Here is a 26,995-nt window from a genome sequence, read left to right on the forward strand (position 1 = left end):
ACAATTACTCTAAATTATTTAGGATTTAATGTGAAAGATTGCGTCAGTCGGTGGGCAATGCCCACCCTACAATTACTAACTATTGCTTTAAACACGGGAGCAAAAAAGTTAGCAAAACTTTAGCCATTTAAACCGGAAATGGCTGGGTTAAGGTGAGCCTAGGGATAGGTTGTGCAATTCTTTGATGGCATTGCCTAAAATGTCTGTTGTTGGACCTAAACTTGTCAGTCTAAGCTAATCCTGACCTCTACAGCTAGAGTTTTTCCTAACCCGATTTGCGATCGCCTCCTTAATAAGCTGGAGCCTTGGATCGCAAAGCGAAACCCATACCACTAGCCAGCTTGATCCCCGAATCATTAAGTGGGAACTCCCTGACATCTGTACCCACGGACGGAAAGGGAACAGAACCCACATCAACTTCTGATTGTTGCTAATATTTTTTCTAGGCTTTTAAAAACAACATGAAAATTGTTTAACCTCAAACCCTGAAAGAGTGAGGTTTTTTTCACAGTGTAACTATCGCTATGCCTTCTCGTGTTGAGACTCACTGTCAATATTCATTTTCTTTAAATAAACCCTTTATAATGATTTAATCTTCAAAATAGATATCTTATATTGACATTATTTCCCCGGGTTACTAGATTGGGGATAGCCCAAGTTGAGAGGTCAAACGACTTAACCGTTACATCAGACCCAACCCACCAGTTTCCTTTGCATCCTTTCTGGTTTTCTATCCCAGGAGATGGAGTGAGAATCCATCTGAACTGCCCGTTCAGGAGACTGGAGGAAATTTTGTCTTGCTTTTGATTCAATTCATGAATCATCACCGATATTATTTCTCAGCGACCCTAGTTTCGGCAAAAACTTAAGGCGTCTGTTGTTTATCGACAGCGCCAACATCCTGAAAACCAAAGGAGTCAACGATTATGACCACTGTTCATCGAGAAAAAGTCAAATGTCCCTGTTGCAAAAAAGCTCTAACAATTGATGTTTTAGGAAGCACCAATTCGGTCGGTTGCTATACAGATTTTCACGGCCTCACAATGGGTTATGCACCCCTGCCCATTCTCATGAATACTTGCCCCAATTGTGGGTTTTCGGGTTACCGTCAAGATTTTAGCACTAAATTAGATAAAAATCTCAAAAGTCAAATTGAGACAGTGATTACCCCATTGTGCCCAGCAGAAGAACTCAATGCAGGGCGTCGCTATGAACTCCATGCAAAAATTCGGGAAATGGCGGGGGATAATGCTTGGGAATTGGCCCAGGAATATCTGAAAGGAGCATGGGCGGCATTCGACGAACAAACAGTCAATGAGACCCATTTACGTCAGTTAGCTATAAATTATTTCGAGAAAGCTCTAGCAGAACAGCTTGTGCCTCCGGATGAGAAACCAAATATTACCTATTTGATTGGGGAACTATATCGGCGCATTGGTGAGATTGAGGCGGCGCACCAGTATTTTAATCAGGTGATTCAACAAGCGGAAACCAACCCAGCATGGGACAAAATGGCAAACTATGCCCTCCAACAACGGGATAATCCGCAACTAAGGTTTAAAGCTTAGTTAAACCCAGAGCGAAGTGGTTCCTGAAATCAGGAGTGCGAGCATCTTGCTTGCTCTTTATTCTAGCGAGCAAGATGCTCGCACTCCTCTCCTCTAAATATCTGTTCATCATCAGTCCGGGAACCGCTATAGCATAAGCTGCTGCCTATCTAAATTGGCAATTCAAAAATTACGAACTCCTCGGATTACCAACATCTTCCTGAATTGCATTCTCCCATTTCAATGTAGTAGCTAAATCCAGACCCTCCCCAAAATCAGCCCTAAACGGTATCGTTTTTCAGGATTTCCATCGATTAAACCCAGCCCAGAGGTAATATGAATAAACTGAATGTTTTCCTAGTCGGATTAGCAGTTGCATCGGTCTTTCAGACACCGGCAATCCTCGCTCAACCGATTACTCCCACCCCTGATGGGACGGGAACCGAAGTCACTTCAGAGGGAAATCAGTTTAATATTACCGGCGGCACTCTCTCCCCGGATAACAGCAATTTATTCCATAGTTTTGAACAATTTGGCCTAGATGCGGGTCAAGTGGCGAATTTTCTCTCTTCCCCCGAGATTCAGAATATCCTCGGACGAGTCACCGGGGGGGATGCCTCAATTATTAATGGCTTAATTCAAGTCACTGGCGGCAATTCTAACTTATTTTTGATGAATCCTGCGGGGATGCTCTTTGGACCGAATGCGGCCTTAAATGTACCCGCTTCATTTACCGCTACGACTGCGACGGGTATCGGATTTGGAAATGATTGGTTTAATGCCGTTGGCGAGAATAATTGGGCGAATCTAGTCGGAACTCCCAGTCAATTTGCCTTTGATATTGCCCAACCGGGGGCTATTGTTAATTTAGGAAACTTAACTTTATCAGGCAATCATGACTTAACCCTGTTGGGTGGGACGGTGTTAAATGCCGGAACGCTTTCTGCACCTGGGGGAAATATCACCATTGCCGCAGTACCCGGAGAGAGTCGAGTTCGCATTTCTCAAGAGAACCATTTGCTGAGTTTAGATTTGACCCCCTCGGGTACAACCGCTTTGACTTCCCAACTGACTGCGCTAAGTTTACCGGAACTGTTGACAGGGAGTGGGGTGAGTCATGCCAGTCAGGTGCAGGTGAATCCCGATGGCACCATTACCCTGACGGGTTCTCAACAGCAAATTCCCATCCAACCGGGAGATGCCATAGCTTCCGGTGAGATTGATACAGTGGGAGAAACCGGCGGCATCGTCCAGGTATTGGGAGAGCGAGTTGCCGTAGTCGATGGGAATATTGACGCCTCGGGGATAAATGGCGGTGGGACAGTCCTAATCGGGGGAGAATATCAGGGAAAAGGGCCCGTTCCCAATGCCTCGAATACGGTTGTGAGTCAGGATTCGATGATTTCGGCAAATGCAATCTCCCAGGGAGACGGGGGACGAGTGATTATTTGGGCGGATGATACCACAGCATTTCATGGTACAATCAACGCCCGTGCAGGGGTTGAACCAGGGAATGAACCGCAAAATGGCGGGTTTATAGAGGTATCCGGGAAGGAAAACCTGATTTTTCGCGGGTTGGTGGATTTAAGCGCGCCTTATGGGAGTATGGGGACGTTACTCCTCGATCCAGAAAATATCAGTATTGTCAGTGGGGGAGCAGATGATAGCGAACTCAACGCTGATGTTCCAGTGGGACAAGCGCAAGGTGTAATTTTGTCGGGGGATGGGACTGGATACTACACAATCTCCGAATCGGCTTTAGAGACTTTGCCGGGGAGTGCAAATGTCATCCTAGAAGCGACGAATGATATTACTATTGAAAACTTGGCTGATAATTCCCTATCTTTTCAGACTGGAACGGGTTCAATAACCTTTACTGCCGATGCTAACAAGGATGGAACCGGATCGTTTCTCATGCAAGATCTAAATGATGCGATCTGGGCACCCGGGAGAAATCTCTCTATTTCAGGGGCGAGTATAACCACTGGAACTCTGGATACTAGGTCCATTAATGGAGGAGGAGCAATTAATCTAACTGCGACGAATGGCAACATTGAAACCGGCAATATTAATACTAGAGCCTGGGCATATGAAGGGTCATCCGGAGCAGGTGGTTCAGTTACCTTTTCTACAACCAGTGGCCGCATTCAAACCGGCTATATTGATACTAGATCTAGAGCAGAGAAGGGGTCATCTGGAACAGGGGGTTCAGTTACCTTAGAGGCTACAGAAGGAATTGCGACCGGCTTTCTTGACATTGGTTCTTATGGAATTCAAGGTAGTAGTAGTGATGGGGGTAGCAGTGTTATAACTACTTCAGGGGGTGATATTGGGATACAATCAATACATACTACTAGCCATTCCGGTACTCTACAGTCCGGCAATGCTGGCTCTGTCCAGATTCGTGCAGGAAATCAAATTAGCATTAATGATAGTGGTGCGTGGGGGATTGGCACCGAAAGTTCAGGTCCTGGTAGTGGGGGTAAGGTAGAGTTAACCGCTAATGAAATTGCTCTATCTATAGCTTACATTATTACCTCGGATCAACCACTCATCCTCGAAGGAAATGTCACCCTGAATAGTCCGATTGCCCTGACCACCGGGAATGCACCGATTACCGTGACGGGACGTGTCGATGGCACTCAACCCTTAACTTTAAATAGCGGCACTGGGAATATTAACATCACCGGAGCTATGGGCAGTGTGACCCCAATTGGTGACTTAACGGTAAATAGTACCGGCATCACGAACTTTGGAGGGCCAATTTCTGCCCCAGGGAGAAACATTTCTATTTCAGGAGCGAGTATAACTACTGGAAATTTGTTTACTGGAGCCATTAATGGAGGGTCAATTAATCTAACAGCAACGAATGGCGGCATTCAAACCGGCGATCTTGTTACTAAAGGCTATGCATCTAGCGGGGTAGCTGGAAATGGGGGTGCAGTTACCTTAAATGCTACACAAGGAATTACTACGACCGGCATTATTGAAAGTATTTCCGATTCAAAATCAAGTGCAGATAGTAGTGATGGGGGAAACATTACGATAATTACTTCAATTGGTGACATTGAAATACAATCGACAATACATTCTGCATCTATTTCAAATGGAACTTCTCATAATGGGGGCAATATTGTTCTACAAGCACCAAATGGTTCTATTTATACACGTGCTGCTATTTCTACCGCCAGCCGTTCTTGGAACGGAACTGCTGCCGGGAATGGTGGATCGCTCAACATTGAGGCAGGAAATCTATTTAGTAGTAGTAACCTTAATCCCAATTGGGTGGGGATTGGCACTGACAGTGGAGGTAAGACAGGTTCTCGTGATGGGGGTCCTATAAATTTATCCGCTCCACAAATTGAGATATCATCTCTACCTGGCATACAAGCAACTCTAGTTGGTATGGACACAACACCTGGGATGTACACAACGAATCAACCGATCGCCATCCAAGGAAATGTCACCCTGAAGAGTCCGATTACCCTCGCGACAGGAAGTGCACCGATTACCGTGACTGGACTTGTGGATGGCAATCATCCCTTAATTTTAAATACCGGCACTGGCAATATTAGCATTACCGGAGGCATTGGTAGTGTGACCCCTATTGGTAACTTAACGGTGAATAGTACCGGCATCACGACTTTTGGAGGGCCAATTTCTGCTGCAAGTTTGACCACCAATGCAGGTGGGACAACCCAACTCAATGGGAATGTTACTACCACGGGAGGTATCGCACAAGTCTATGGAGATAATGTTCTTACTAATGGCGATATTACGTTCACCGGCAACGCGCTTAACTTTGGGGGAACGGTCTCGGGAAGTGGGAATCTGACGCTTAATAGTAGCGGACTGACTCGATTGGGCGGAACTGTTAATGCTGGCAGTCTGACTACCGATGCGGGGGGAACAACCGAACTGAATGGGAATGTTACCACGAGCGGGGCAGTAGGGCAAGTGTATGGAGATAATGTTACCACGATTGGCGATATTATCTTAACCGGGAATGAAATCGACTTGGGTGGGAATGTGACGGGAACGGGTCGTTTAACGCTGCAACCCTTTACTCCTGGTCAATCCATCGCCGTGGGGGTGGAGGCAACGGGGTATGGCACGACTGATGCTTTAGATTTGACGACGGAAGAAATGGCCCGGTTGCAACAGGAGTTGAGTGAGGTTTATATTAATACCACCGGCACTATTAATACCGGAACGTTAACGGTTGCCGACCCGCTGAGGTTACAAGGGGGAACTCTATCTCTGGGAGGCAATATTACCGGGACGGATAACGCCTCAATTACCCTCAATAGTAGCAATATCAGTCTCAGTGGGGATACGACGATTACCACCGCTAGTCGTGATATTACCTTTAGTGGCAGTGTCAATGGTGGCAGTTATAACCTGACTACTCAAGCATTCAGTGGCAGTGCGATTCTGAATGGGGATATGACGGCGGGGAATCTGACGTTTAATAATAGAGTTACCCTGAATGGCGATACGATATTAACGGCGGATGAGGTCAACTTTGGGAGTAGTGTGACGGGAACGGGGTATCATCTGACGTTGCAACCAAATTCCCCCAACAGCGCGATCGCCATTGGTGGGTTATCGGACACTAGCGCATTCGATATAACCACCGGGGAACTGGGGTATTTAGGAAATGGGTTTAGCGGGATTACCATCGGACGCAGTGACGGCAATGGTGCAATTACGATTGAGAATGGCGGGGTCACGTTCCCAGATCCGGTGACGTTGCGATCGCCGTTAGCAGTCGGAACCCTGACCACCAATGGTCCCATTACCCTGACGGATAATGCTACTCTCACCCTGGAGATTTACAAAACTAATCTGAATGATAATATTACTGCCACAAATCCCACAGGAAATGCCATTGACTTCGGAAGCGGTGCAGTCCAACTGGGAGATAATGTAACAGTTCAAAGTAATGGGGGAAATGTCAGCTTTGGCGGTGCAGTGGATGGTAATTTTCTGCTGACGGTGAATGCCGGTTCGGGTCATTTAACCTTTGGGAGTGAGGTGGGTAGTTCTAACCCGTTAACGGGTCTATCTGTCACTGCTGGAAATACAGAAATTGCCAGTAATATCACGACCAATAATGGAAATATTACCTTGAATTCCCCGAGTAGCTTAACCGGAAGCAGTAGCATCAATGCGGGAACAGGAACGATCGCATTTAACCAGACTTTTGCAGCGGGAAATCATCCCTTAACCCTGACTGCCGATGAAATTAACTTCCTGGGGGGGAATAATAGCGTTAGCGGCAGCAGTAGTCTGGTTTTACAACCGGCGACGCCAAGTCTAGCGATTAATCTAGGCTATACTGTTGACAATTTGGGACAATTAGACATCACTCAGACGGATTTATTGGCTTTACGAAATGGATTTAGTTCGATTACAATGGGCAGTGCCTCCGGTAGCGGTGCAATTGATATGGGAACTGTTACTTTTTACGACCCCATTATATTGCGATCGCCTCAAGTCGGGGGAACCCTGACCCTCAATGGTGCAGTTAGTCTGCTGGATGATGCTACCTTGACGCGGGACATTGCGGGACTGACAACTTTGCTCAATGATATTTACACGGAAGGAACCGATATCATTTTTGAGGAAGATGTTCTACTGGGTGCTGATGTCACCTTTAGTACCGGAGAAAATCTTCCCGGCAATATTATTTTCAAAGGTCTCCTGGATGGAAATCGAACGCTTAATTTGATTTCTGGATTGGGATATATCGATTTTCAGCGTCCGGTTGGAGTCTTTGAAGCGTTGGGTAATTTAACCTTTGGACCCGCAGCAGAAATTAAAGTCGGCGGTGGGATTCGCACCCAGAATAGCGATTTAACGTTCAACAGTCCGGTGAATTTGCAACGGGATTCTAGTTTCAATACAGGTGAGGGAATTTTAACCTTTAATGACAGCATCACTGCTGGCACTAACGCACTGATTTTAGCGGGGAATGAGATTAATTTAACCGGAAATGTCAGTGGCACTAACTATCTGGAAATTCAACCCTCGATCGCCACCCAAGGGATGACTATTGCAGGAACAGATAACAATACTGCTGTGCTGGATTTGACTCAAACAGAATTGAGCTTAATTCAACCCGGATTTAGTGAAATTCGCTTGGGACAAAGTAGCGGTTCTGGAACCCTTAATGTCAATTCCCTCACGGTGGGTCAACCCACTACGATTCGGTCCGGGGTGGGAGTGGTGAATCTGAATGGTGCTTTGACGGCAACGGGTAGCGCTGGGGTGACTCTGGAGGCGCAAACGACGAATCTATATTCTAATATTACGACAGAAGGCGGCCCGATCGCCCTCAATGGTGGAGTGCAATTACCCAATGATGTTACCCTCACCAGTAATAACGGTGATGTTACTTTTACCGGGACTATCGATGGTGCGAATAGCTTATCGGTGAATGCCGGACGTGGGAATGTGCGCTTTGAAGGCGTCGCTGGAGGCGTGAACCCCTTGGCAGGACTGGACATTACCGCAGGAGAAACCTTCGTCAACGGTGGCGGCATCTATACTCAAAATAGTCCCCTGACGTTTAACTCCTCGGTGACGGTGAGTGGCAATAGTACCTTGTCTACGGGAACCGCAACCCTCACGTTTAATCAAGCGGTGAATGCGGGAACGGGAGATTTAACCTTAACTGGGGATGAAATCAACTTTGGCGATCGCATCAGTGGGACGGGTTCTCTGGTGTTGCAACCGGCAACTCCCTCTCAGGGAATCACCATCGGGGATTCCGGAAACACTGCCGGTTTAGATATGACTGCCGCAGAATTGGCGCAGTTACAAGATGGATTCCGCAGTATTGCGATCGGACGCACTAATGGCAGTGGTAGTGTGGTGATTCAAAATGCCAGTTTTAATGATGCCGTTGCCGTGCGATCGCCGGACGGTGAAATCACCGTGAATGGCGCGGTTTCTGGGAATGGAGGCATTACCCTCAATGCCTCTACCCTCAATCTGAATAGCGGATTGAGTAATACTGGGGGGGAAATGAACCTCACCGGAAATACACAAATTGCCAATGCTGTCAATCTCAGCAACAATGGGAATATTTCTCTCTCCGGTGCAATTAATGGCAGTGGGAGTCTGGCGATCGATGCGGATACCTCTCAGGTTACGTTTGGTGGCGCAATTGGCAGTAGCACTCCCCTAGAACAGTTAACCGTCACTGCTGGGAATGTGACCGTACCCGGCGCAGTCGCCACCACGAACGGCATCACCTTGAACAGTCCCGTGAGTGTCACCAATAGCGGCGGTACCTTTAATGCAGGCACAGGCAGTCTCGCCTTCAGTTCCTCCCTCACTTCCCAGTTCCAGGATCTAATCTTTACCGGCAATGAGATCGACTTTGGCGGTCCCCTAAGCGGTAGCGGAAAAGTCTTCCTGCAACCGGCAACGGCATCAACGCATATCGAAATAGGGGGTTCGGGGACAACTGCCAACCTGGATTTAACCGCTACAGAACTCGCCAATTTCGTCAGCGGATTCCACAGCGTCACCATTGGACGGACTGATGGCAATAGTAATATCACGATTGGTACTACCTCTCTCCCAGTTCCGACTACAGTCCAGTCTGCGACAGGTGCGATCGCCGTGGATGGAACAATCACCAGCACAGGAGGTCTCACTCTGACTGCACCCACGGTCACTCTGAATGCCAATATTAACAATTCTACCGGCACTGTGAATATCCAAGGCCAAACCGAAATTAATAATGCAGTAAATGTGAGCAATAATGGGAATATTGCCTTTGCTGGCGCGATCGATGGCAGTGGAGAATTGACCTTAAATTCCGGCAGTGGTAACGTGCAGTTGAGTGGTGCAGTCGGCAGCAGTACCCCATTACAGCAATTGACCCTTGATGGTAATCTCGCCACGGTTAACGGCGCAGTCGCCACCACTAACGGCATCACCTTGAATAGTCCCATCCAACTCGGTGCCAATGGCGGCAACTTTAACGCCGGAAGCGTTACCCTGACCTTTGGTTCCACCCTCACTGCCAATACCCAAGATTTAACCCTCACTGCCAATGATATCAACTTAGGCGGTGCCGTCAGTGGGACAGGGAACCTAGTCCTAGAACCGACAAACCCCACCCAAAATATGGCGATCGGCGCTGCTAATGGCAATGCTGGATTCACCCTCACTGCTGCTGATATCGCCAACCTGCAAGACGGATTTACAGGGGTGACGATTGGACGGAGTGATGGCAGTGGCACCGTGGCGATCGGGACCATCACCCTCCCTGACCCCACCATTGTGCAAGTTCCTCTGGAACCCGGTTCTATCTCCGTCAATGGCAACACCACCCTGATCGGCAATGGTTCCCTCACCTTAATTGCTCCCCAAACCCAGTTAGGGGGAAATATTACCTCACAAAATGGCAATATCGCCCTGAATAGCAACGCCATTGAACTCGGCAACGATGTCACCCTGAGTACGCAAAATGCAGGTAACATCACCCTCAGCGGTACCATCAATGGCGCGAATCAGTTAACCGTGAATGCTAGTGGAAACGTGGAATTAGGCAATTCCTTGGGAAACATCACTGCCTTAACGGGATTAACCGTCATAGGTCGAAATCTCGCCTTGAATGGAGATATCACCACCAATCAGGGGAATGTCAACATTGATGCACCGATTTCCTTGCAACGCGATACGTTTGTAACCACTGGCAGCGATGCCACGGGATATGGCGATGTGACCGCCACCAGCACCATTGATGGCAACTATCGCTTACGGATCAATGCCGGTAACGTGAGAGTGGACGGGGCGATCGGGGGGAATCAACCCTTAGAAAGCGTGACCGTTGTGGCGAAAAAAGGCATTAACTTGCAAGATGTTACCACCGACGGTGGCGATATCCGACTCCGTGCAGAAGAAACGATCACCACGGGTGATCTCTCCACCCGTAGTGAGACTGGAGAGGGGGGTCAAGTTGAGCTAGAAGCCAAGGGCGATATTACCACGGGAAATATTACTACCAGCGGATTTTTAAATGCCGGAAATGTGCTAATTAACAGCATTTTGGGGAATATAAGAACGGGAAATATTCTAGCCACCTCAACCCAAGGAGCAGGTGGGACCGTGAACCTCAATGCTGCAGGGAATGTGAACACCGGAAATATAGATACCAGCGGATATTCAGAAGCGGGTGAAGTTAACTTAGTGAGTACCGGAGGGGGAACGATCTCAACGGGAAATATTACCGCACTCTCGGAGCTAGGAGGCCCCAGTACGGTCACGATTTCCACGTCAGGTGAGGTGAGGACAGGAGTGATCACGGCCAAACCGGAACCGGCACCAGAACCGGAACCGGAACCGGAACTGGAAGCAGAACCGGAACCAGCACCAGAACCGGAACAACCTCGATCGCCTCAGCAATCTACGCGGATTCAACCCGCCTCAAATGTGCCAACCCAGGCGGCAGGTAGCGTCCCGACAACAGAAGAGAGTGGGACAGATTCACCCAGTACCAACCCATCCGGTGAATCCGCAGCACAACCGGCAGTCGCTACCCCAGAGTTAGGAGGGACAGAAACAGCCACCCCACGGGTTGTGGAATCCCCGGCGATCGCCACAGCGGAGGTTTTGCAACCCGTACAGGATCCGGTGCAATCCCCCCAACCCGAGGCAACGACTCCAGCACCCGCAGGGGTAGGTCCCGATCACAGTCCACCGGCCAATTCCACCGCACCCGTGGAAACGGCATCTGGTGCAATCATAGCCATGCCAGAGGGAAACCCCGCTCAAACCCTGATACCAAGTTCCACCCCCTTGGAAATCGTCACCAACCCCGGAAACGTTCAAATCCCTCAAGCTACGGTTCTCAATAACCCGGTTTCCATGTCTCAAATCCTCGATATAGCGCGCTATAACCTTAACCAGAACTTGGCATCCGGGAACCTCGTTGACGCTGTGGGTGGCATTGAAGAAATGCGATCGCAAGAATTTACCGACTATTTTGGCTCCGAGTTCCAAGAAGTCCCCACCAGCCTCCAAGGGATTCGCGATAGCCTGGGTAACATCAGCCGCGAAACCGGCTCAAACCCAGCAATAATTTATACATTAGTTCAGCCGGAGCAACTTGAATTGATTGTCATCACCGCCAATGGTGCTCCCATTCGTCGAACTGTAACGACGGACCGGGAGACCCTACTCAAAGCCGTGACAGCATTTCGGGGAGAACTGACCACTCCCAATCGTCGCCATTCCCAGAACTATTTACAGGAGGCACAACAACTCTATCAGTGGCTAATTGCACCCATCCAACCTGAACTAGAGGCAAACGGGATTGATACTCTCCTGTTTAGCATGGATTCGGGACTGCGCGCTTTACCAATCTCCGCCTTACATGATGGAGAACAATTCCTCATTGAAAAATACCCCGTTGCTTTGATTCCCAGCATCAGCTTAACCAATATGCAGTATCGCTCCTTGGCGAATACCCGCGTCTTAGCAATGGGAGCCAGTACCTTTACGGAACTCAATCCCTTACCTGCGGTCCCGGTGGAACTCTCCACCATCACTGAGCAGCTTTGGCAAGGTGTCCAATTGTTAAATGCTGACTTTACCCGTGCCAATCTCGTGGCAACGCGCCATGACTATCCCTATGAGATTATTCATCTGGCAACTCATGGGGAATTTAGCGCCGGTGCCTTGAGTAATTCCTATATTCAATTATGGGATGAAAAACTGACCCTGGATCAATTGCGAACCCTGGGATGGCAGAACCCCCAAGTGGAGTTATTAGTCCTCTCTGCCTGTCGGACTGCGCTAGGGGATGAAAAAGCCGAATTAGGCTTTGCGGGATTTGCCTTACAAGCGGGAGTCAAAACAGCGATCGCCAGTTTATGGTATGTGAGCGATGAAGGCACTTTAGCCTTAATGAGCGAATTCTACAAGCAGTTACGCACCGCACCCCTGAAAGCAGAAGCCTTGCGCCAAGCTCAAATCGCCATGATTCGCGGGAATGTGCAAATCGAAAACGGCATCCTGCGATTCAGAGGAGAATCCCAGGGGATTTCTCTACCGACTGAATTCTTTGGCACCCAAACAACCCTTCTTTCCCATCCCTATTACTGGTCGGCTTTCACAACCATAGGCTCTCCTTGGTAAGTCCCGTTCTCAATCTGTAATACTATCAGACAACCGAATTGGGTATCACTCCTGATTGTAGAGTTAGCCTGATTTAGACTCGTGATCACACTGTAAATTCCCGGAAAAAACAGTCTGCTCTCATCCCCTGTGCCCCTTCTCCCAAAAAGGGCGGCAAAAGTGCGATGCTCTCGGGCTGGAGACTTCGGAAAACCGCCTCTAGCCCTTTTTTTTAGAATCGGTTAAACTAAGCAAAAGACTGATTCATTTATCCATAAATAAAGATGTTCTTAGTTACTGGAGCAACAGGCAGTTTAGGACGGCGCGTGGTGCGGGTTTTGACCAGCAGACAAGCCCCTGTACGGGCTTTTGTGCGGTTGAGTGCGGACTACAGCGAGTTAGAAAACCGAGGCGCTGAGATATTCATTGGCGATTTGAAGCGGGAGCGAGATATACAAAAAGCCTGTGAAGGAGTGAAGTATATCATCAGCGCTCATGGCGGGAAGGAAACCGGAGGCGCACAGGCGATCGACTATCGCGCGAATATTGACCTGATTGATTACGGGAAAGCAGCCGGAGTCGAGCATTTTGTGTTGATTTCTGTCCTGGGTTGCGATCGCGGTTATCTGGATTCCCCCGTGTTTAAAGCCAAGCGCGAAGTGGAAAAATATTTACAAAAAAGTGGCTTGACTTACACCATTTTACGTCCTTCTGCTTTTGACTCGGCTTTAATTCCCTTTGCACAACGATTCAAAGAAACGGGGATTTATTTAAGTCTGGGGGACTTGCGAAATCGCACCTCCCCGGTGAGTACCGATGACTTAGCCAAAATAGCCGCAGATTCCGTATTAGTCCCGGAGGCAGCAAATCAAATTTTCCCGGTGGGAGGCCCAGAAATTCTTTCCCGCGAAGAGATTCCCAAGATTTTTGGCCGAATTTTTAATCGAGAACCCCTGATTATTAATCCACCGATGATGGTCTTTGATGGAGTCCGCAATGGGTTGGGATTGGTGAATCCAGGTTTACAGAAATCTCTGGGAACTGTGCGAGTGTTGGTTTCTAATGAGTTTTTCTGCACTGCACAAGAGATAGACACTTTAGAGTCCACCTTTGGGATAAAAATGGAGTCTTTAGAAAGTTTTATCCGCCGTTATGTGAGTTGTTGATTCAGGTATTTTGCGTCTTTTTATGACCTAGGATTATAGCAGAAATAGCGAGATAACTCTTGGAAAAGTTGTCTCGCTATTTTTATTTATATTTAAAGTTTCCTTCTAAGAAGGGTTACAGTGAGCCCCGCTACTTTTAAGAGGTAGAGTTAATCGATAAAAATATTATTTTTTGTTACAGAGTGAGGAATATTTAAAGCAATAATGCTATAAAATAAATATTTACTTGACGCAAATAAGGTGGGTAAGATGCGGGGAAGATTAAGACTCAAAATCACAAGTAAGCAGGTTGTGGAATGGGTCATTTTGGCAATTCTTTATGGATTGTCTGGTAAAATTGGATTACAGTTTGCTTCTCTCCCGGGCAATATTACGGCAATATGGCCCCCCACAGGAATTGCATTAGCAGCGGTCTTGCTACGTGGCGATCGCATCTGGCCTGGAATTTTTGGGGCTTCTTTTGTATTAGCACTCTATGATCTCCTGACCCTAACGCCACCCCTTGCGATCGTTCCGGCCCTAGCAATTTCCGTGAGTCAGGCGATGGGTAATGCGCTTCAGCCGCTGATCATCAGTTGGTTAATTCACAAATTGCTTCCTTCGCGCGCTCTGCTGACCTCGATTAACCACATCAGTCTATTCATTTTGTTGATTACCATTGGCCCCTGTATTAGTGCCACAATTGGGGTGACAGGTTTCTACCTCGGAGGGCTGATGTCTGGGTCTGACTATCTGGTAATGTGGTTGACTTGGTGGTTTAATAGCGTGCTGAGTTATCTCCTCTTAACCACACCCTTTCTAGCATGGCAGTGTTCGCCGGTTCCCAAGAAAATATCCCCGAGTAAAATCGCTGAAACAATTGCTTTACTTGGCTCAGTCCTGTTAGTAAGCTGGATGGCATTTATTCGAGGATATTCTTTTGAGTACGCATTGATTCCTTTGCTGATTTGGTCAGTCTTTCGATTTGGCAAGTTTAGCGCCACCCTGTTAGTTGTTTTAGTCTCATTCATCGCCATCCTCGGTACGACTCAGGGTGTAGGTCCATTTGTTAAAACTTCTACTCACGAGTCTTTGTTGTTGTTACAATCTTTTATGAGCGTTTGTGCGATTACTTGCTTGGTGTTATCTGCTGCCATCGATGAACGGGAAACGGTTGAGACCAAACTCCGGGAGGCCAACCGGCAGTTGCAAGAGAGCAAAAGCAATTTGGCACAATTGATAGAAGCCATTCCCGTTGGAGTGGAGGTTTACAAGCAGGACGGAGAACTGACGTACCTGAATAAAACCGCAGAACAGTTACTCAATATCAAACAGGGAGCAACACCCTCTGCGGAAGAAATCCCTGATATTTATAAAATTTATCGTGCTGGTACGACTGATCTCTATCCCGTTGAAGAAATGCCTTTTATGCGATCGCTGGCTGGAGAACGGGTGCGGGTGGATGACCTCGAACTTCACCAACCAGACCGGATTTTGTCTTTAGAAGTGGCAAGTACCCCCCTTTTTGATGAAAGGCGTACTGTAGTCGGTGCAATTGTGGCCTTTCAAGATATTACCGATCGCAAACAAGCTCAACAGGTCATCGCTGACTATAATCGCACTTTAGAAGAAAAAGTCGCCAGCCGGACTACGGATTTACAAAGAACTCTGGCTGAACTGCAACGGACCCAAGCTCAATTAATTCATACGGAAAAAATGTCCAGCCTCGGCCAAATGGTCGGTGGTGTGGCTCATGAAATTAATAACCCGATCAATTTTATTTATGGAAATATCACTCATCTGGAAGAATACTTTCAAGATTTACTCAACGTCCTAAATATCTACCAAGAAGAATACCCCACTCTCCCAGACCCTCTTCAAGAACGGGTAGATGAGATAGAGATTGAGTTCTTAGAGGAAGACTTACCCCAACTTCTCAAGTCTATGAGGTTGGGTGCCCAACGCATTAAAAAAATTGTTGAAAATTTACGCAATTTTTCGCGGTTGGATGAGTCGGAGTTGAAGTCGGTGAATATCCAGGACGGGATTGAAAATACCTTGATGCTGGTCCAGTCTCGCCTGGATAATCCGCGTAATGCTCCAAAAATTCAAGTGATTAAAGAATATGAAAGCCTCCCAGAGGTGGATTGTTATGCGTCTGAACTGAATCAGGTGTTTCTCAATCTGCTGAATAATGCGATCGATGCTTTAGAGGAACGCCGATGGACGGTGAGTAGCTTGGGGGAGGGGAATTCTATAAATACCAGTCCCGATCTGATCCAGCCTTCATCCCAGGTGAGTTATTCTGTACCCACGATTTGGATTCGCACCGAGAGGGTTGGAAATGAGGCGATCGCCATTCGGATTACCGATAATGGGGTGGGGATACCTGAAGCGGTCCTTTCCAAGGTTTTTGACCCATTTTTTACAACAAAACCCGTGGGTTCAGGGACGGGTTTAGGGTTATCGGTTTGTTATCAAATTGTTGTGCAACAACATGGGGGTCAATTAACTTGCCTTTCTACTCCGGGATTGGGAACAGAGTTTAGGGTTCAGATTCCGAGAGTTCCGAACTCTTTAATCTAGCGATCGCACCGGAACAACCCTAGAGCCCCTCTCTCCATCAAAAAGGGGGAGTCTACATAGACTCCCCCTTTTTGATTGGGTAATATTCCGTTGTCAGACTAATTAATTGTTGCTGCATTTAAGCGGTTCCTGATTGACTGGATTTAACCTGCTGAATGATGAGAATTAAACCGATTAAGCGCTGCGTTTGAGGGAACCATCGGAATATAATTCCATTGGCACTAACTCTAGTTTTCCGTTGACTTGCACTTTCGAGTAAACCATTTTAACGAATTGGGCGGTGTGGGTCCGATAGCGAGGTAACATGATTTTGTCCTCCGATTGGCTTCTTCTTTTCTTATACTCCCATTATCTCTCTGTTCAGGATAAATTAGGGTGATTTGAGGACGAAGGCAGGGTGATAGTTACCTGACGTGAAGCCGATCGCCCTCATCGGTAACCGTGATTTGAAACACAGTCTCGGAGGAGGATAATTAATTAAAAGTTACCAACACTCTAATAACCTTTTGTTAATCCGTAATAGGTCATTTATTTAGACCCTTCTGCCTAAGAGACTTCCCCCTCAGTCCCCCGAGAATGGCGATGAACCATAAAGGTTAAAACTGTTTCATCAATGCCCTTCAATTGCAGGGAACCAAACTTAACAATTTCATCATCATGGAGATAATCTGCCACCGCCGCAGACACCAGAATTGTACCCGGATCGGCAGATTCCTGTAGGCGGGAGGCAATATTCACACTGGGACCGATCGCCGTATAATCCGATCGCAAATTGCCGCCAAACATCCCCACCACCGCAGTCCCTTGATGAATCCCACAACGGAACTGGACCCGAGGTAAACCCTGCTGTTCCCAGTTCTCATTCAATCGATCGAGCGCTTGTAACATTTGTCTGGCGGTGGCGATCGCCCGTCTCACTTGTTCATTCGGCGTCAAATCCTCCGGTGCACCAAACATGGCCACGATCGCATCCCCAACAAACTTATCCACCGTCCCGCCATTATCAAACACCGCCTGAGTCATTTCCGTTAAATACTGATTCAGTACCTCCGCCACCCGGCGCGATCGCAACGTATTCGCCAACTGCGTAAACCCGACGATATCGCTAAACAAAATCGTAATCAACCGAGGTTCCGGACGTAAATCCAGAGATAACTCCCCAGAGGCCGCTTTTTGGACCATAGAAGGGGGTAAAAAGCGGCGCAGGACTGACTCAGTTAAATAAGTATTCAACTGGGCCACCCGGCGCTCATTTTCCTTGAGGGCCAGTAAGTTCCTCACTTCCGCTAACAACTCGCGATCGTTAAACGGTTTCGCCAAATAAGCATCCGCCCCCTTTTCCGCCCCTTCAATGCGCGTATCCTCATTCACCTTCGCCGTGAGCAAAATAATCGGCGTTCCCCGTAACGACTCATCCTCTCGAATCATCTGGATCATATCCAAACCCGAGACTAACGGCATCATCAAATCCGTAACAATTAACTGGGGACGATGGTGGAGCACCACATCAAATCCTTCCGCCCCATTCCGGGCCAAAATGACGCGATATCCTTCTTTTGTGAGAATGCCTGAGACGTAATTTCGCAAATCTGGATTGTCATCCACCACCACAATCGTCGGGTGGAGAGTGTGAATCGTTGAAGGTTGTGCCGGTTGCACCATCCCTCCGGGACCGATAAACCCGACCCCATCCTCTTCCATCTGGACATCAGCCAACTCTACAGAGGCCCGGGCCGGTTCTACCCCGGTGGGAACTTCAATAATTTGGTCCGGGGGTAAGTGAGAATTGCCCAGGGGTAACCAGACCATAAAAGCGGAACCTTCCCCATAATTAGATTCAACGGCAATGGTTCCCCCATGTAGTTCCACCAATTCTTTCGCTAAGGCCAACCCTAATCCACTGCCTTCATAAGAGCGATTTGCGGACCCTTCCGCTTGACGAAAACGCTCAAATAGGTGAGGAACTTGATCCGTGCGGATGCCAATTCCTGTATCCTTAACTTGGAGTAAAGAATAATCTCCAGCCTGTTCTAAAAAGACCATAATTTTACCTCCAGAAGCGGTAAATTTCATGGCATTGGAGAGGAGATTGTAGAGGACTTTATCAAATTTTTCCAAGTCCAAATATAACGAAGGACAAGGTTGTAAATCCGTAGTGATTTCTATACCTTTTTTCTCGCAATAGGGGCGAAAAATTTCCACGGTTTGGGAGACAAAGGCGAGTAAATCGCAGGGACGAAACGTCGGCTGCATCCGACCAGCATCGAGACGTTGTAAGTCCAGAAGTTGATTGACCAATCGCAGGAGGCGGCGGGTATTGCGTAGGGCGATCGCCGCTTGGTCCAAGGGTAAATCTTGGTGATGCTCTACGGCAGATTCCAAAGGACCCATCATTAGAGTTAAGGGAGTGCGGAACTCGTGGGAAATATTTTGGAAAAATTCCGTTTTGAGGCGGTTGAGTTCCAGGAGTCGTTCCGCCTGCTGACGAGTTTTTTGGTAGAGACGAGACTGCTGAACCGCGATCGCCCCTTGTGCAGCCACCGCTTGGGCTAAATCGATTTCCGACTGATGCCAGTGTCGGGGTGCTCGGACTTGGCGCAGGGTAATGCTGCCGATAATTTCGCCATCAGAGATTAAAGGAACGACTAATAAAGCCTTGGCGGGCGATCGCAGGGGTAAATCCATGACATTCCATTCCGCCTGCTTGTCCAAGTCATCCACCACCACCGGAGCCCGAGTGGTGAGGAGTTGTTGCAACACCGGATTTCCGGCGATCGGCACCACTGATCGCGGCAATTCCCCGGAATTAGAACGAGGTTCCCCTTTGACTTCCTCGGAGGGATTAGCAGAAGAAATTCCCCCCTGTTGAGTGTCTTCATCCTCCAGTCGTTCTCCCTCCGATGCCTCCACCGCTTGTAAGGCCGCATCGTATAATCCCACACACTGTACATATTCATCTTCCACCGTCCATAACGACAGGGCACAACCATCAGCCTGTAACGCTTGGCCGAGTTGTTGGGCGATCGCCGCAAAAATATCTTTCGGATTCAGACTCGACCGAATCGCCGTGGTAATCGTATTCACCAGGGCCTCGCGCTTGGCGAGGGCCTGGACCTGTTCATAAGCGCGCGCCTGGGACAGGGACAACACCGCCTGATCCGCCACCATAAACACCAGTTGCACCTCATCATCCTGCCACTCCCGACCAGATCCACATTGGTGCAATGCCAAAACTGCCATCAGTTCCAAGCGAAACATCAGAGGGACCACCAAGCAGGAGCGAATATCTGCCGCTTTTAACATCTGTCGCCGTTGCTGGAGTTGAGGCGTCTTTCCCTGTAACCGTTCATCGGTTTCCACATCATTGATCACCTCAATATCGTGGGTTTCCCAAACCGTCTGAGCTAATCCCTGGGGTTCTGAAATCGGTCCTGCGGGAGCAAGTGGCAGTTTTGGCCCTTGACCATTGGACTTGATCGTGCCGAGTTCCCGCTTTTGATACATAAACCATTCATCAATAAAGCGGCCATCCTGATAGGGACGTAGAATGCAGTAGCTCACCTCAAACATTTGGCCGAGGGTATCGACAATCGTCTGCAAAATCTGCGCCTCAGTCGTCCGAGAGCGAATGGTGTTGGTAATGGCATTGAGCAACGATTCCTGGCGCAGAGTGCGGCACAGTTCCCTTGTCCGCGCTTTCAAGACATTGTGGGTATCTAATGCTTGTGCCACTAATGCCTTGAGTTCATCAGCATCCCAGGGTTTGGTGACATATTTAAAAACCTTTCCCGCATTGATGGCATCCACCAGGTCCTCGACATCAGTGTAAGCGGTCAAGATAATCCGGATGGCATCGGGATACTGAGTCGCTGTCAGACTGAGTAACTCAGTCCCACTCATTTGCGGCATCCGCTGATCGGAAATAATCACCGCCACGTCCCCCTCCTTGGCGAGAAGCTCTAACGCTTGTGGGGCATTTTCTGCCGTCAGCACTTGATAGTCCCGATAAAAGGTGCGATAGAGCAAGTCGAGATTATCTGGTTCGTCATCTACTACCAGAAGTTTCGGCTTATTATCTGTTTCGATACTCATGCACCGCTCTCCTACAATCAGGGGGAGTTATATCCAATTTCTTATTGTTCTCTTGACTGGTTTTTAGGGTTACCGAACCGCAGAGGCTGACGCAACCTGTACCGAGGTTCTTGAGTAGGGGTCATTCTGAATGTACACTACTCAACATGATCCCGATGGGTTAGGGGTTAGGGGTAATAGATCACTCGCCTCATGCACCCTGGCAGATTTACCCCTTGAGTTGCATCCTGATGGAAAAATTGATGAGGGCGATCGCCCCACGGATGGGTCGAAATTATGGGTAATAATGACGATATTCTACTGGCAACCGTCGGATCCTGCATGAGAAATTTCACCGATTTCCCATCGCGGTCCTTCGTTCCCGTTTCACTCCGCGTTTCCTGAGACAGAAATTTCCAAATTTAAACGGTCCGCGTTGCACGGATAGTTGGGGCCAAAAACCCCAATTCGGGTTCTTTCCTACACAATTGGCGGACGAATGCTCTTAAACAGTCACGGAAGATTGAGCAGATCTCGGCTGCATTGGGTCTTTAGAAGTAACAGGTAATTCAATGATAAATTCACATCCCCCTTCGGGTAGATTTTCAAAAGTCAAGCGGCCATGATGTCGGTCTACGATAATTTTATAGGCGATGGATAAGCCTAATCCTTTGCCACTCCCCACAGGTTTGGTGGTAAAAAACGGATCGAAAATTTTGGTTTGATGTTGGGGGAGAATGCCACAACCTGTATCCCGAATCCGAATTTGCACCCACTCTCCTGTCGGGAGGTTCGGGGTTTGACTGGGAAGGAGACTATCCCAGGGAAAATGAGATTGAGCAATCACGGCGGTGGTGATCGTAATTTGCCGATCGCCCATAAGATTCCCGGGGAAATGGGTCGAATTGCACCCCTGATCCGGTGGTTCAATGGCATCGATCGCATTGGAAAACAAATTCATAAACACCTGATTCAGTTGTCCTGGGTAGCAACATAATCGGGGAATATTGCCATAAGATTTAATCACCTCAATATCATGGAGACGATGGGCTAATAAAATCAGGCTACTATCAATCCCTTCATGCAGATTAACCCATTTTAATTCTGCTTCATCTAAGCGAGAAAAATTGCGTAACGTCAAAACAATTTGCCGGACCCGTTCAGCTCCTTCCTTCATGGAATGAAGGATTTTTATGATGTCAGTCTGAATAAAATTGACATCAATCTCCGATTCAAATTCAGCAATAGATTGGGGAACGGGCTGCAAGTTTTCTCGATAACGGTCTACAAGTTCTACGAGGTCGGAGCTGTAATTTTCAATATGAGGAAGATTGCCATAAATAAAATTAATTGGATTATTAATTTCATGGGCAACCCCGGCCACCAATTGACCTAAGCTAGACATCTTTTCGCTTTGAACCAGTTGAAATTGTGTGTCATGAAGGGACGCAATTAATTTGGTTTTTTCATCCAGGGCTTTTTTAAGTTTTTGAGCTTGCGATCGCGCTTGGCGAGCTTGGTCCTGGGTACGTTGATATAACTGCGCCTGAGTAATCGCGATTCCTAGATGCAAGGAAACCGATTCCATCGCGGAAATTTCATCTTCATGCCAATCATAAGCTTGGGGTTTGATTGCCGAAACATGACCTAATAAAGTTTCGCGATGCCAAATTGGAATACTTAATAAACTGCCAATTTGTAGCTGTTGAAATAAGGCGCGATCACGCTCTCCAAAATCTGAACTTTGAGTATTCGCGACTGCGGTAACTTCTTGTCCGAGCAAACTTTCAATCAATCCCGACTCAAACTGAAAAAGCTTGATTTCTATCCCTATAGCCAGAGGATGTTGATCCAGAAAACTCGATTGACTGGGGCGAGAGACTCGGTGAGTAATTCGCAGTGATCGGCAGAGGTGATGGATACTTTGAATTAAAGAAGTCGGAGTTGAAAATAATATTAAATCGGCTTTTGTGAGAGTTAATAATTCCGATAAAGCCGTCTCAATCGTGCGATCGAGATTTAAAGAAGTCCGAATTCGTCCGGCTATTCGGTTCAGAACTTGTTCCCGTTGGGCGTGTTTTTTGGATTGGATATAATGCCTTGCATTGAGGAGGGCGACGGCTGCCTGTTGTGCCACCATTTGAGCAAATTTCATTTCCGACGGGTTCCACCGATGAGCAACCCGGGTGTAGCTCAGATAAACCGTGGCGATCGCTTCATTTTGGTAGAGGATGGGCACCATCAATGTAGACTGTAACCCGGCACCAAGCAACAGCAATGGCTCTATTTCGGCCATCGCTGCTGTTTCGATATCCCCAACCACCCAAGGACTTTGCTGCGATCGTAAAGTATTCCAGTCTTTCAATCCCTCCACTTGCAAGGGGACTCCGATCGCCTGATGGCGCAGGGGTGACCCTGGGGATTCCTGCTGGCGATGATAAACCGCCATTTCCATCAAGGTTTGTCCCTGGAGATCATGGAGAATTAACCCCGCACAGTCTGCCTCAAAAACCTCACACATTTGCTGGACGATCGCCTGATAAATCTCCGTCTCATCCAAGGACCCATGAATAGCCTGGGCGATCGCATTTAAACGCTGTACCGATAGAACTTGTTCTCCCACCCCTGGGAGTTTTTCCCCGCAAACCGGATGGTTTTCAGATAGATTCCTGGGCGCTTGTGGGGATGTCACTGTTCCCGGACTTGCGGTTAAAGATTGAAAAATTTCCGCTTCCCCGTTGCCCTCACCATCGGTATTTTTATTTCCACAGACAGAGGCAGAAATCTTTTCTTGAGAGGATAATCTTTTTTCAGAACAAAGTTGCTGGACTTTGGCAACTGTCCCTCGGTCAATTTGGCCCAAAAACTCCAAACAATCCAGCCAACCAGCAGTCCATGCGGCATTTTCAGCCTCGTTCTCCCCGAGGCGCAAGTGAGTTTGTCGCCCCAGGAGTTCGGCGATCGCCATTCGCGGCGATGTCCGGTTCACAGAACCGACCTCCTGGGGGTCACACGGAAAAATATCTGCATTCATCAGAATTTAACCTCATGTTATAATTGATAATGATTATTTATGTTTTTATGCTTTTTGTCCACTTTATATTTATTTTATATTTGAACCCCCTTATCAGCTTATGTTATAAGAGTAGAGGGTTCCCTTCGTGTCAAAACCAATCCGTTTCAACCCCCTTAATGTGAACTCCTCGTGAACTCCTCTTTCACGTCCCCAACCCATCGCGATCCCCCTGCCTCTGAGCCATCCTCGGGAGGTGCATCTGGCTTTTTGATCCGCGCCGCCCAACCCAAAGATCTCAGCAGCCTCGCCGAGATTTTAGTCGATAGCTTTCATTCTCGCGAAGGACTTGGGGGTTGGCTGTATCCCATTTTGCGCCTGGGAATTTATGAAGATTTGCGAGTGCGACTGCGATCGAACTCGTCCCATTGTATTTGCTTGGTGGCGATCGACCCCCAATCGGAATCGCCCTCCTGCTATGAATCCGTCCGAGACTCCCCATCGGGGAATGGCGTGATTGTTGGCACCGTAGAAATGGCCTTGCGCTGTATCAACCCTTGGACCTTGGGAATGACTCAGTTTCCTTACTTGTCCAATTTAGCCATTGGTGACTCTTATCGCCGCCAGGGGGGAGCTCGTCAATTGCTGCAAGCTTGCGAAGGCATAGCCCTAGATTGGGGATTCCAGGACCTGTACCTGCACGTTCTCGAAAATAACCGACCGGCAAGACGACTTTATTACAAAGCAGGCTATCGAATTCACTCGATTGAGTCGGGGTGGGGTCCTTGGTCTTTCGGGCAACCCAAACGAATGCTTTTGCACAAAGCACTCGATCGCAGTTGAAGCAAGGCGATCTCCGCCTCTAGGAGACCCGCTGAGGATCGAGAAGATATACCCCGGATCTTCACCAAATCTATACCGATTAGCAACAAGCCGGGGCAAAAAACCCGGTTTCTGAATCATTCGGATTGAATCGAGTACAAAAGTCCTAGCAACTCCACTCCTTCTTTTTGACCAGCAGTAGGCGGACTTTACTCCCCTAATTTTAAAATTATCTGAGGAGTCCAGCCGACCGGGTTTATCTCCCTTAAACGGCGCTCCCCGGCTTGTTTGCAAGCAGGAGACCGCTGCTCTTGAATCCGTGAAAATTTTTGAGAGCCAGGTAAACCTGCGTTTAAATAGAAAAGCACGTTTATTTGTCTAATTAGGGAATGATAAACAAGAGCAAAAATTTATTCCTTAAATTTGGGGACTTTTTTAACCCCATCTTGTAGTCATGAGTTGCCCGGTTTAGATGTAGTGATTTTCGGCATGAGAAGGGAACCCTCAAATGACTCAATACAAACATGAGGACCGGAACCAAAATAGAGAGGCCCAAGGAGCTAATCCCTTGGGTCCCCTTCCGTCTGACTCTCCCTCTCGCCCTCCCGTCAAGGGAGAGAGGAGCAATCCTTCTCGTGCCTTGATTAAATACGCTCATAGTGCTCAAATTTTGACTCAACTCAATAGCGGTCAACTGTTTGTTGTGGACAGTCGTCGGCGCTGCGGATTGATTGTTTATAAACAGTTTCATGCGGAGTTTGTAGGTCCCGGGGCCGCCGTTGGAGGCATTTTTGACATTGAGTGTCAGCAAACGATTCCCGTGGGGGATCTGGTGTTGCTCTATCCGGAAAGTTACGAAGAACGGCAAAAGGCATTTGCCATTCGCCGCCATTGGATCCGATTAATGGAACAGCTTACGGTCCAGCCGGTGTCATTGCACCGGACCCAAATGCTGCTGACTCAGTTTCAGCATTATTTCGATCGCGAAACCGTGATCCGACTCCCCGATGAGGCGATCGCCCGATTGGTCGGGGTCCTCCCCCAAACTGTGCGGACCATCCGCCGTTTAGAACAAAAATCCCCGGTCAAGGTGGCGGCGGGCTAAGCAACAACCGGCGGGGGTTTAAACCCCCGCCTAACAGCTCAAGTCGGTTGAAAACCGACTGAAAACACCATCCCATAAGACTTATAGTCGGTTGAAACTGACATCTTGCACCATTCTCAACAACCTGCGGGGGATAAATCGATTGGCGGCCTCAGAGCTGCGAGTCGGTTAAAAACCGACTGCAAGTCTGATACAGTGGTGTTTTCAGTCGTCTTTAGACGACTTTAGCTGTTAGGCGGGGGTTTTAACCCCCGCCGGGTGTTGCCACTTTAGCTGTTAGGCCGCCAATCGTTCAAACCCCCGCAGTTTGTCCCTGAACTCTGCGTTGTGGACGGTCTAATCTCCGAAATTAAATTCCTGCAAGCGGGATAAGGTGCGCTGATTTTCCTCCGGGGTGCCGAGGGTAATTCTTAAACCGCCCCCGGTGTGACGAATCAGAGTCCCTTGGGCCTTGAGTTCCTCAGTGATGCGAGTCAGGGTGGGACCGATCGCCCCTTGGTCCTGGAGATTCGGGCGCAGGTAGATAAAATTAGCTGCACTCGGCCACAGGAGAAATTTTTGCAGGGGTTGCAATCGTTCCCCGAAGCGATCGCGCTCGGTTAAAATTTCGGGAATGGTACTCAGGAGTTCCTGACGATGGGCGATCGCCATCGATGCGGCAATCTGGGAGAATGCGGGGAGATTGTACGGCAGACGGACTTTTTCCAGGGTCGCCGTGAGTTCCGGATGGGCGATCGCATAGCCCACCCGCAGGGCCGCCAAGCGAAAGGCTTTGGAAAAGGTCCGCATAATCACCCAATTTGGATGCTGGAGTAACTCACTCACCACACTGGTTTGACTAAATTCAAAATATGCCTCATCGATCGCCACCAAAATATGCGGTGGCAAACTACGGATCCAATCCAGTTCAGCCCGGGTTAAAGCATTGGCCGTGGGAGAGTTAGGATGGACCACGAACACCACCCGAACCGGGGGATTTTGGGTATTGGCAACCGCTGCCTGTGCTGCTGGGATGTCGATTTCAAAATTCGTCTCGTTGCGCCCGACTTCCACCACAGGAATGCCCAGGGTTTGGGCTAAAATCCCATACATGGAAAAAGTGGGATGGGCGACCAAAACCGACCCTTCACCCCCCAAACAGGTGGCAATCAGTAAAGAGCGAATTAGTTCGTCGGAACCATTGCCGAGGGAAATATGGGTGGCGGTGATGGGGGAATCAGGGAGTTGGGCTGATTCGTTGACATATTCAGCGATCGCTTGCTTTAAGGAGGCATGACTCCCATCGGGATAGCGATTCGTTTCAATCTCCTGTTGATAGGTCCATGCCAGCTTTTCTTTGAGGGCCGCAGGCAAGTCGTAGGGACTTTCATTCGTATCCACCCGATCAATTTGGGCAGGTTTCTTCCCCCCAGGGGAATCGAGAGTACCACCCGGGTGGGGAGTATAGGCAATCAGTTGAGCTAGATCTGAGCGAAGAAAACTCAGCATAGAATTGTAGAACCATGAAAAAGCCGCAATTGGGTGACAAGCACCGCTGTCTTTAGTATCGGTGTTTGGGTTAACTTCG

The 26,995-nt window shown here is 48.3% G+C and carries 11 protein-coding genes; 7 read left to right on the plus strand and 4 right to left on the minus strand.

Translation table 11 applies throughout. The features are described 5' to 3' along the window. The first annotated feature begins 926 nt into the window (after positions 1 to 926). The 4 genes from NG795_RS00455 to NG795_RS00470 all read left to right on the plus strand — a co-directional run bounded on the left by NG795_RS00455 (position 927) and on the right by NG795_RS00470 (position 16,417). Positions 927 to 1,568: a DUF2225 domain-containing protein gene (locus tag NG795_RS00455; protein WP_367286707.1), complete on the plus strand. Its 642-nt coding sequence runs from the start codon at positions 927 to 929 to the stop codon at positions 1,566 to 1,568. A 315-nt stretch (positions 1,569 to 1,883) separates the two neighbouring features. Next, entirely contained in the window at positions 1,884 to 12,707 is a 10,824-nt protein-coding gene (locus NG795_RS00460) for a CHAT domain-containing protein (protein WP_367286708.1), read from the plus strand. 263 nt (positions 12,708 to 12,970) lie between these two features. Beyond that, entirely contained in the window at positions 12,971 to 13,852 is an 882-nt protein-coding gene (locus tag NG795_RS00465) for an SDR family oxidoreductase (protein ID WP_367286709.1), read from the plus strand. 249 nt (positions 13,853 to 14,101) lie between these two features. Continuing rightward, complete coding sequence (locus tag NG795_RS00470) at positions 14,102 to 16,417, plus strand: sensor histidine kinase (RefSeq protein ID WP_367286710.1); 2,316 nt, start codon at positions 14,102 to 14,104, stop codon at positions 16,415 to 16,417. Between the two features lie 174 nt (positions 16,418 to 16,591). Here NG795_RS00470 and NG795_RS00475 read toward each other — a convergent pair whose 3' ends face one another. Together NG795_RS00475 and NG795_RS00480 are read right to left on the minus strand one after the other, a co-directional pair. Next, the gene (locus NG795_RS00475) at positions 16,592 to 16,723 is read right to left on the minus strand and encodes a hypothetical protein (RefSeq protein WP_261203978.1); all 132 of its coding nucleotides are present in this window, start codon (positions 16,721 to 16,723) and stop codon (positions 16,592 to 16,594) included. 240 nt (positions 16,724 to 16,963) lie between these two features. After that, the gene (locus NG795_RS00480; RefSeq protein WP_367286711.1) at positions 16,964 to 20,509 is read right to left on the minus strand and encodes a response regulator; all 3,546 of its coding nucleotides are present in this window, start codon (positions 20,507 to 20,509) and stop codon (positions 16,964 to 16,966) included. 130 nt (positions 20,510 to 20,639) lie between these two features. Here NG795_RS00480 and NG795_RS00485 point away from each other — a divergent pair, with 130 nt between their 5' ends. Next, positions 20,640 to 20,834: a hypothetical protein gene (locus tag NG795_RS00485; RefSeq protein WP_367286712.1), complete on the plus strand. Its 195-nt coding sequence runs from the start codon at positions 20,640 to 20,642 to the stop codon at positions 20,832 to 20,834. A 159-nt stretch (positions 20,835 to 20,993) separates the two neighbouring features. Here NG795_RS00485 and NG795_RS00490 read toward each other — a convergent pair whose 3' ends face one another. Further along, positions 20,994 to 23,477, minus strand: a complete 2,484-nt coding sequence (locus NG795_RS00490; RefSeq protein ID WP_367286713.1) for a GAF domain-containing sensor histidine kinase — start codon at positions 23,475 to 23,477, stop codon at positions 20,994 to 20,996. Between the two features lie 216 nt (positions 23,478 to 23,693). Here NG795_RS00490 and NG795_RS00495 point away from each other — a divergent pair, with 216 nt between their 5' ends. After that, positions 23,694 to 24,344, plus strand: coding sequence for a GNAT family N-acetyltransferase (locus tag NG795_RS00495; protein WP_367286714.1), 651 nt, complete (start codon positions 23,694 to 23,696; stop codon positions 24,342 to 24,344). 487 nt (positions 24,345 to 24,831) lie between these two features. Beyond that, complete coding sequence (locus NG795_RS00500; protein WP_367286715.1) at positions 24,832 to 25,428, plus strand: hypothetical protein; 597 nt, start codon at positions 24,832 to 24,834, stop codon at positions 25,426 to 25,428. 336 nt (positions 25,429 to 25,764) lie between these two features. Here the strand turns inward: NG795_RS00500 and NG795_RS00505 are convergent, their stop codons facing one another. Then, the gene (locus NG795_RS00505) at positions 25,765 to 26,916 is read right to left on the minus strand and encodes a histidinol-phosphate transaminase (RefSeq protein WP_367287142.1); all 1,152 of its coding nucleotides are present in this window, start codon (positions 26,914 to 26,916) and stop codon (positions 25,765 to 25,767) included. Positions 26,917 to 26,995: the final 79 nt, after the last annotated feature.

Origin of the sequence: Laspinema palackyanum D2c (assembly GCF_025370875.1) — a bacterium.
GTDB lineage: Bacteria > Cyanobacteriota > Cyanobacteriia > Cyanobacteriales > Laspinemataceae > Laspinema > Laspinema palackyanum.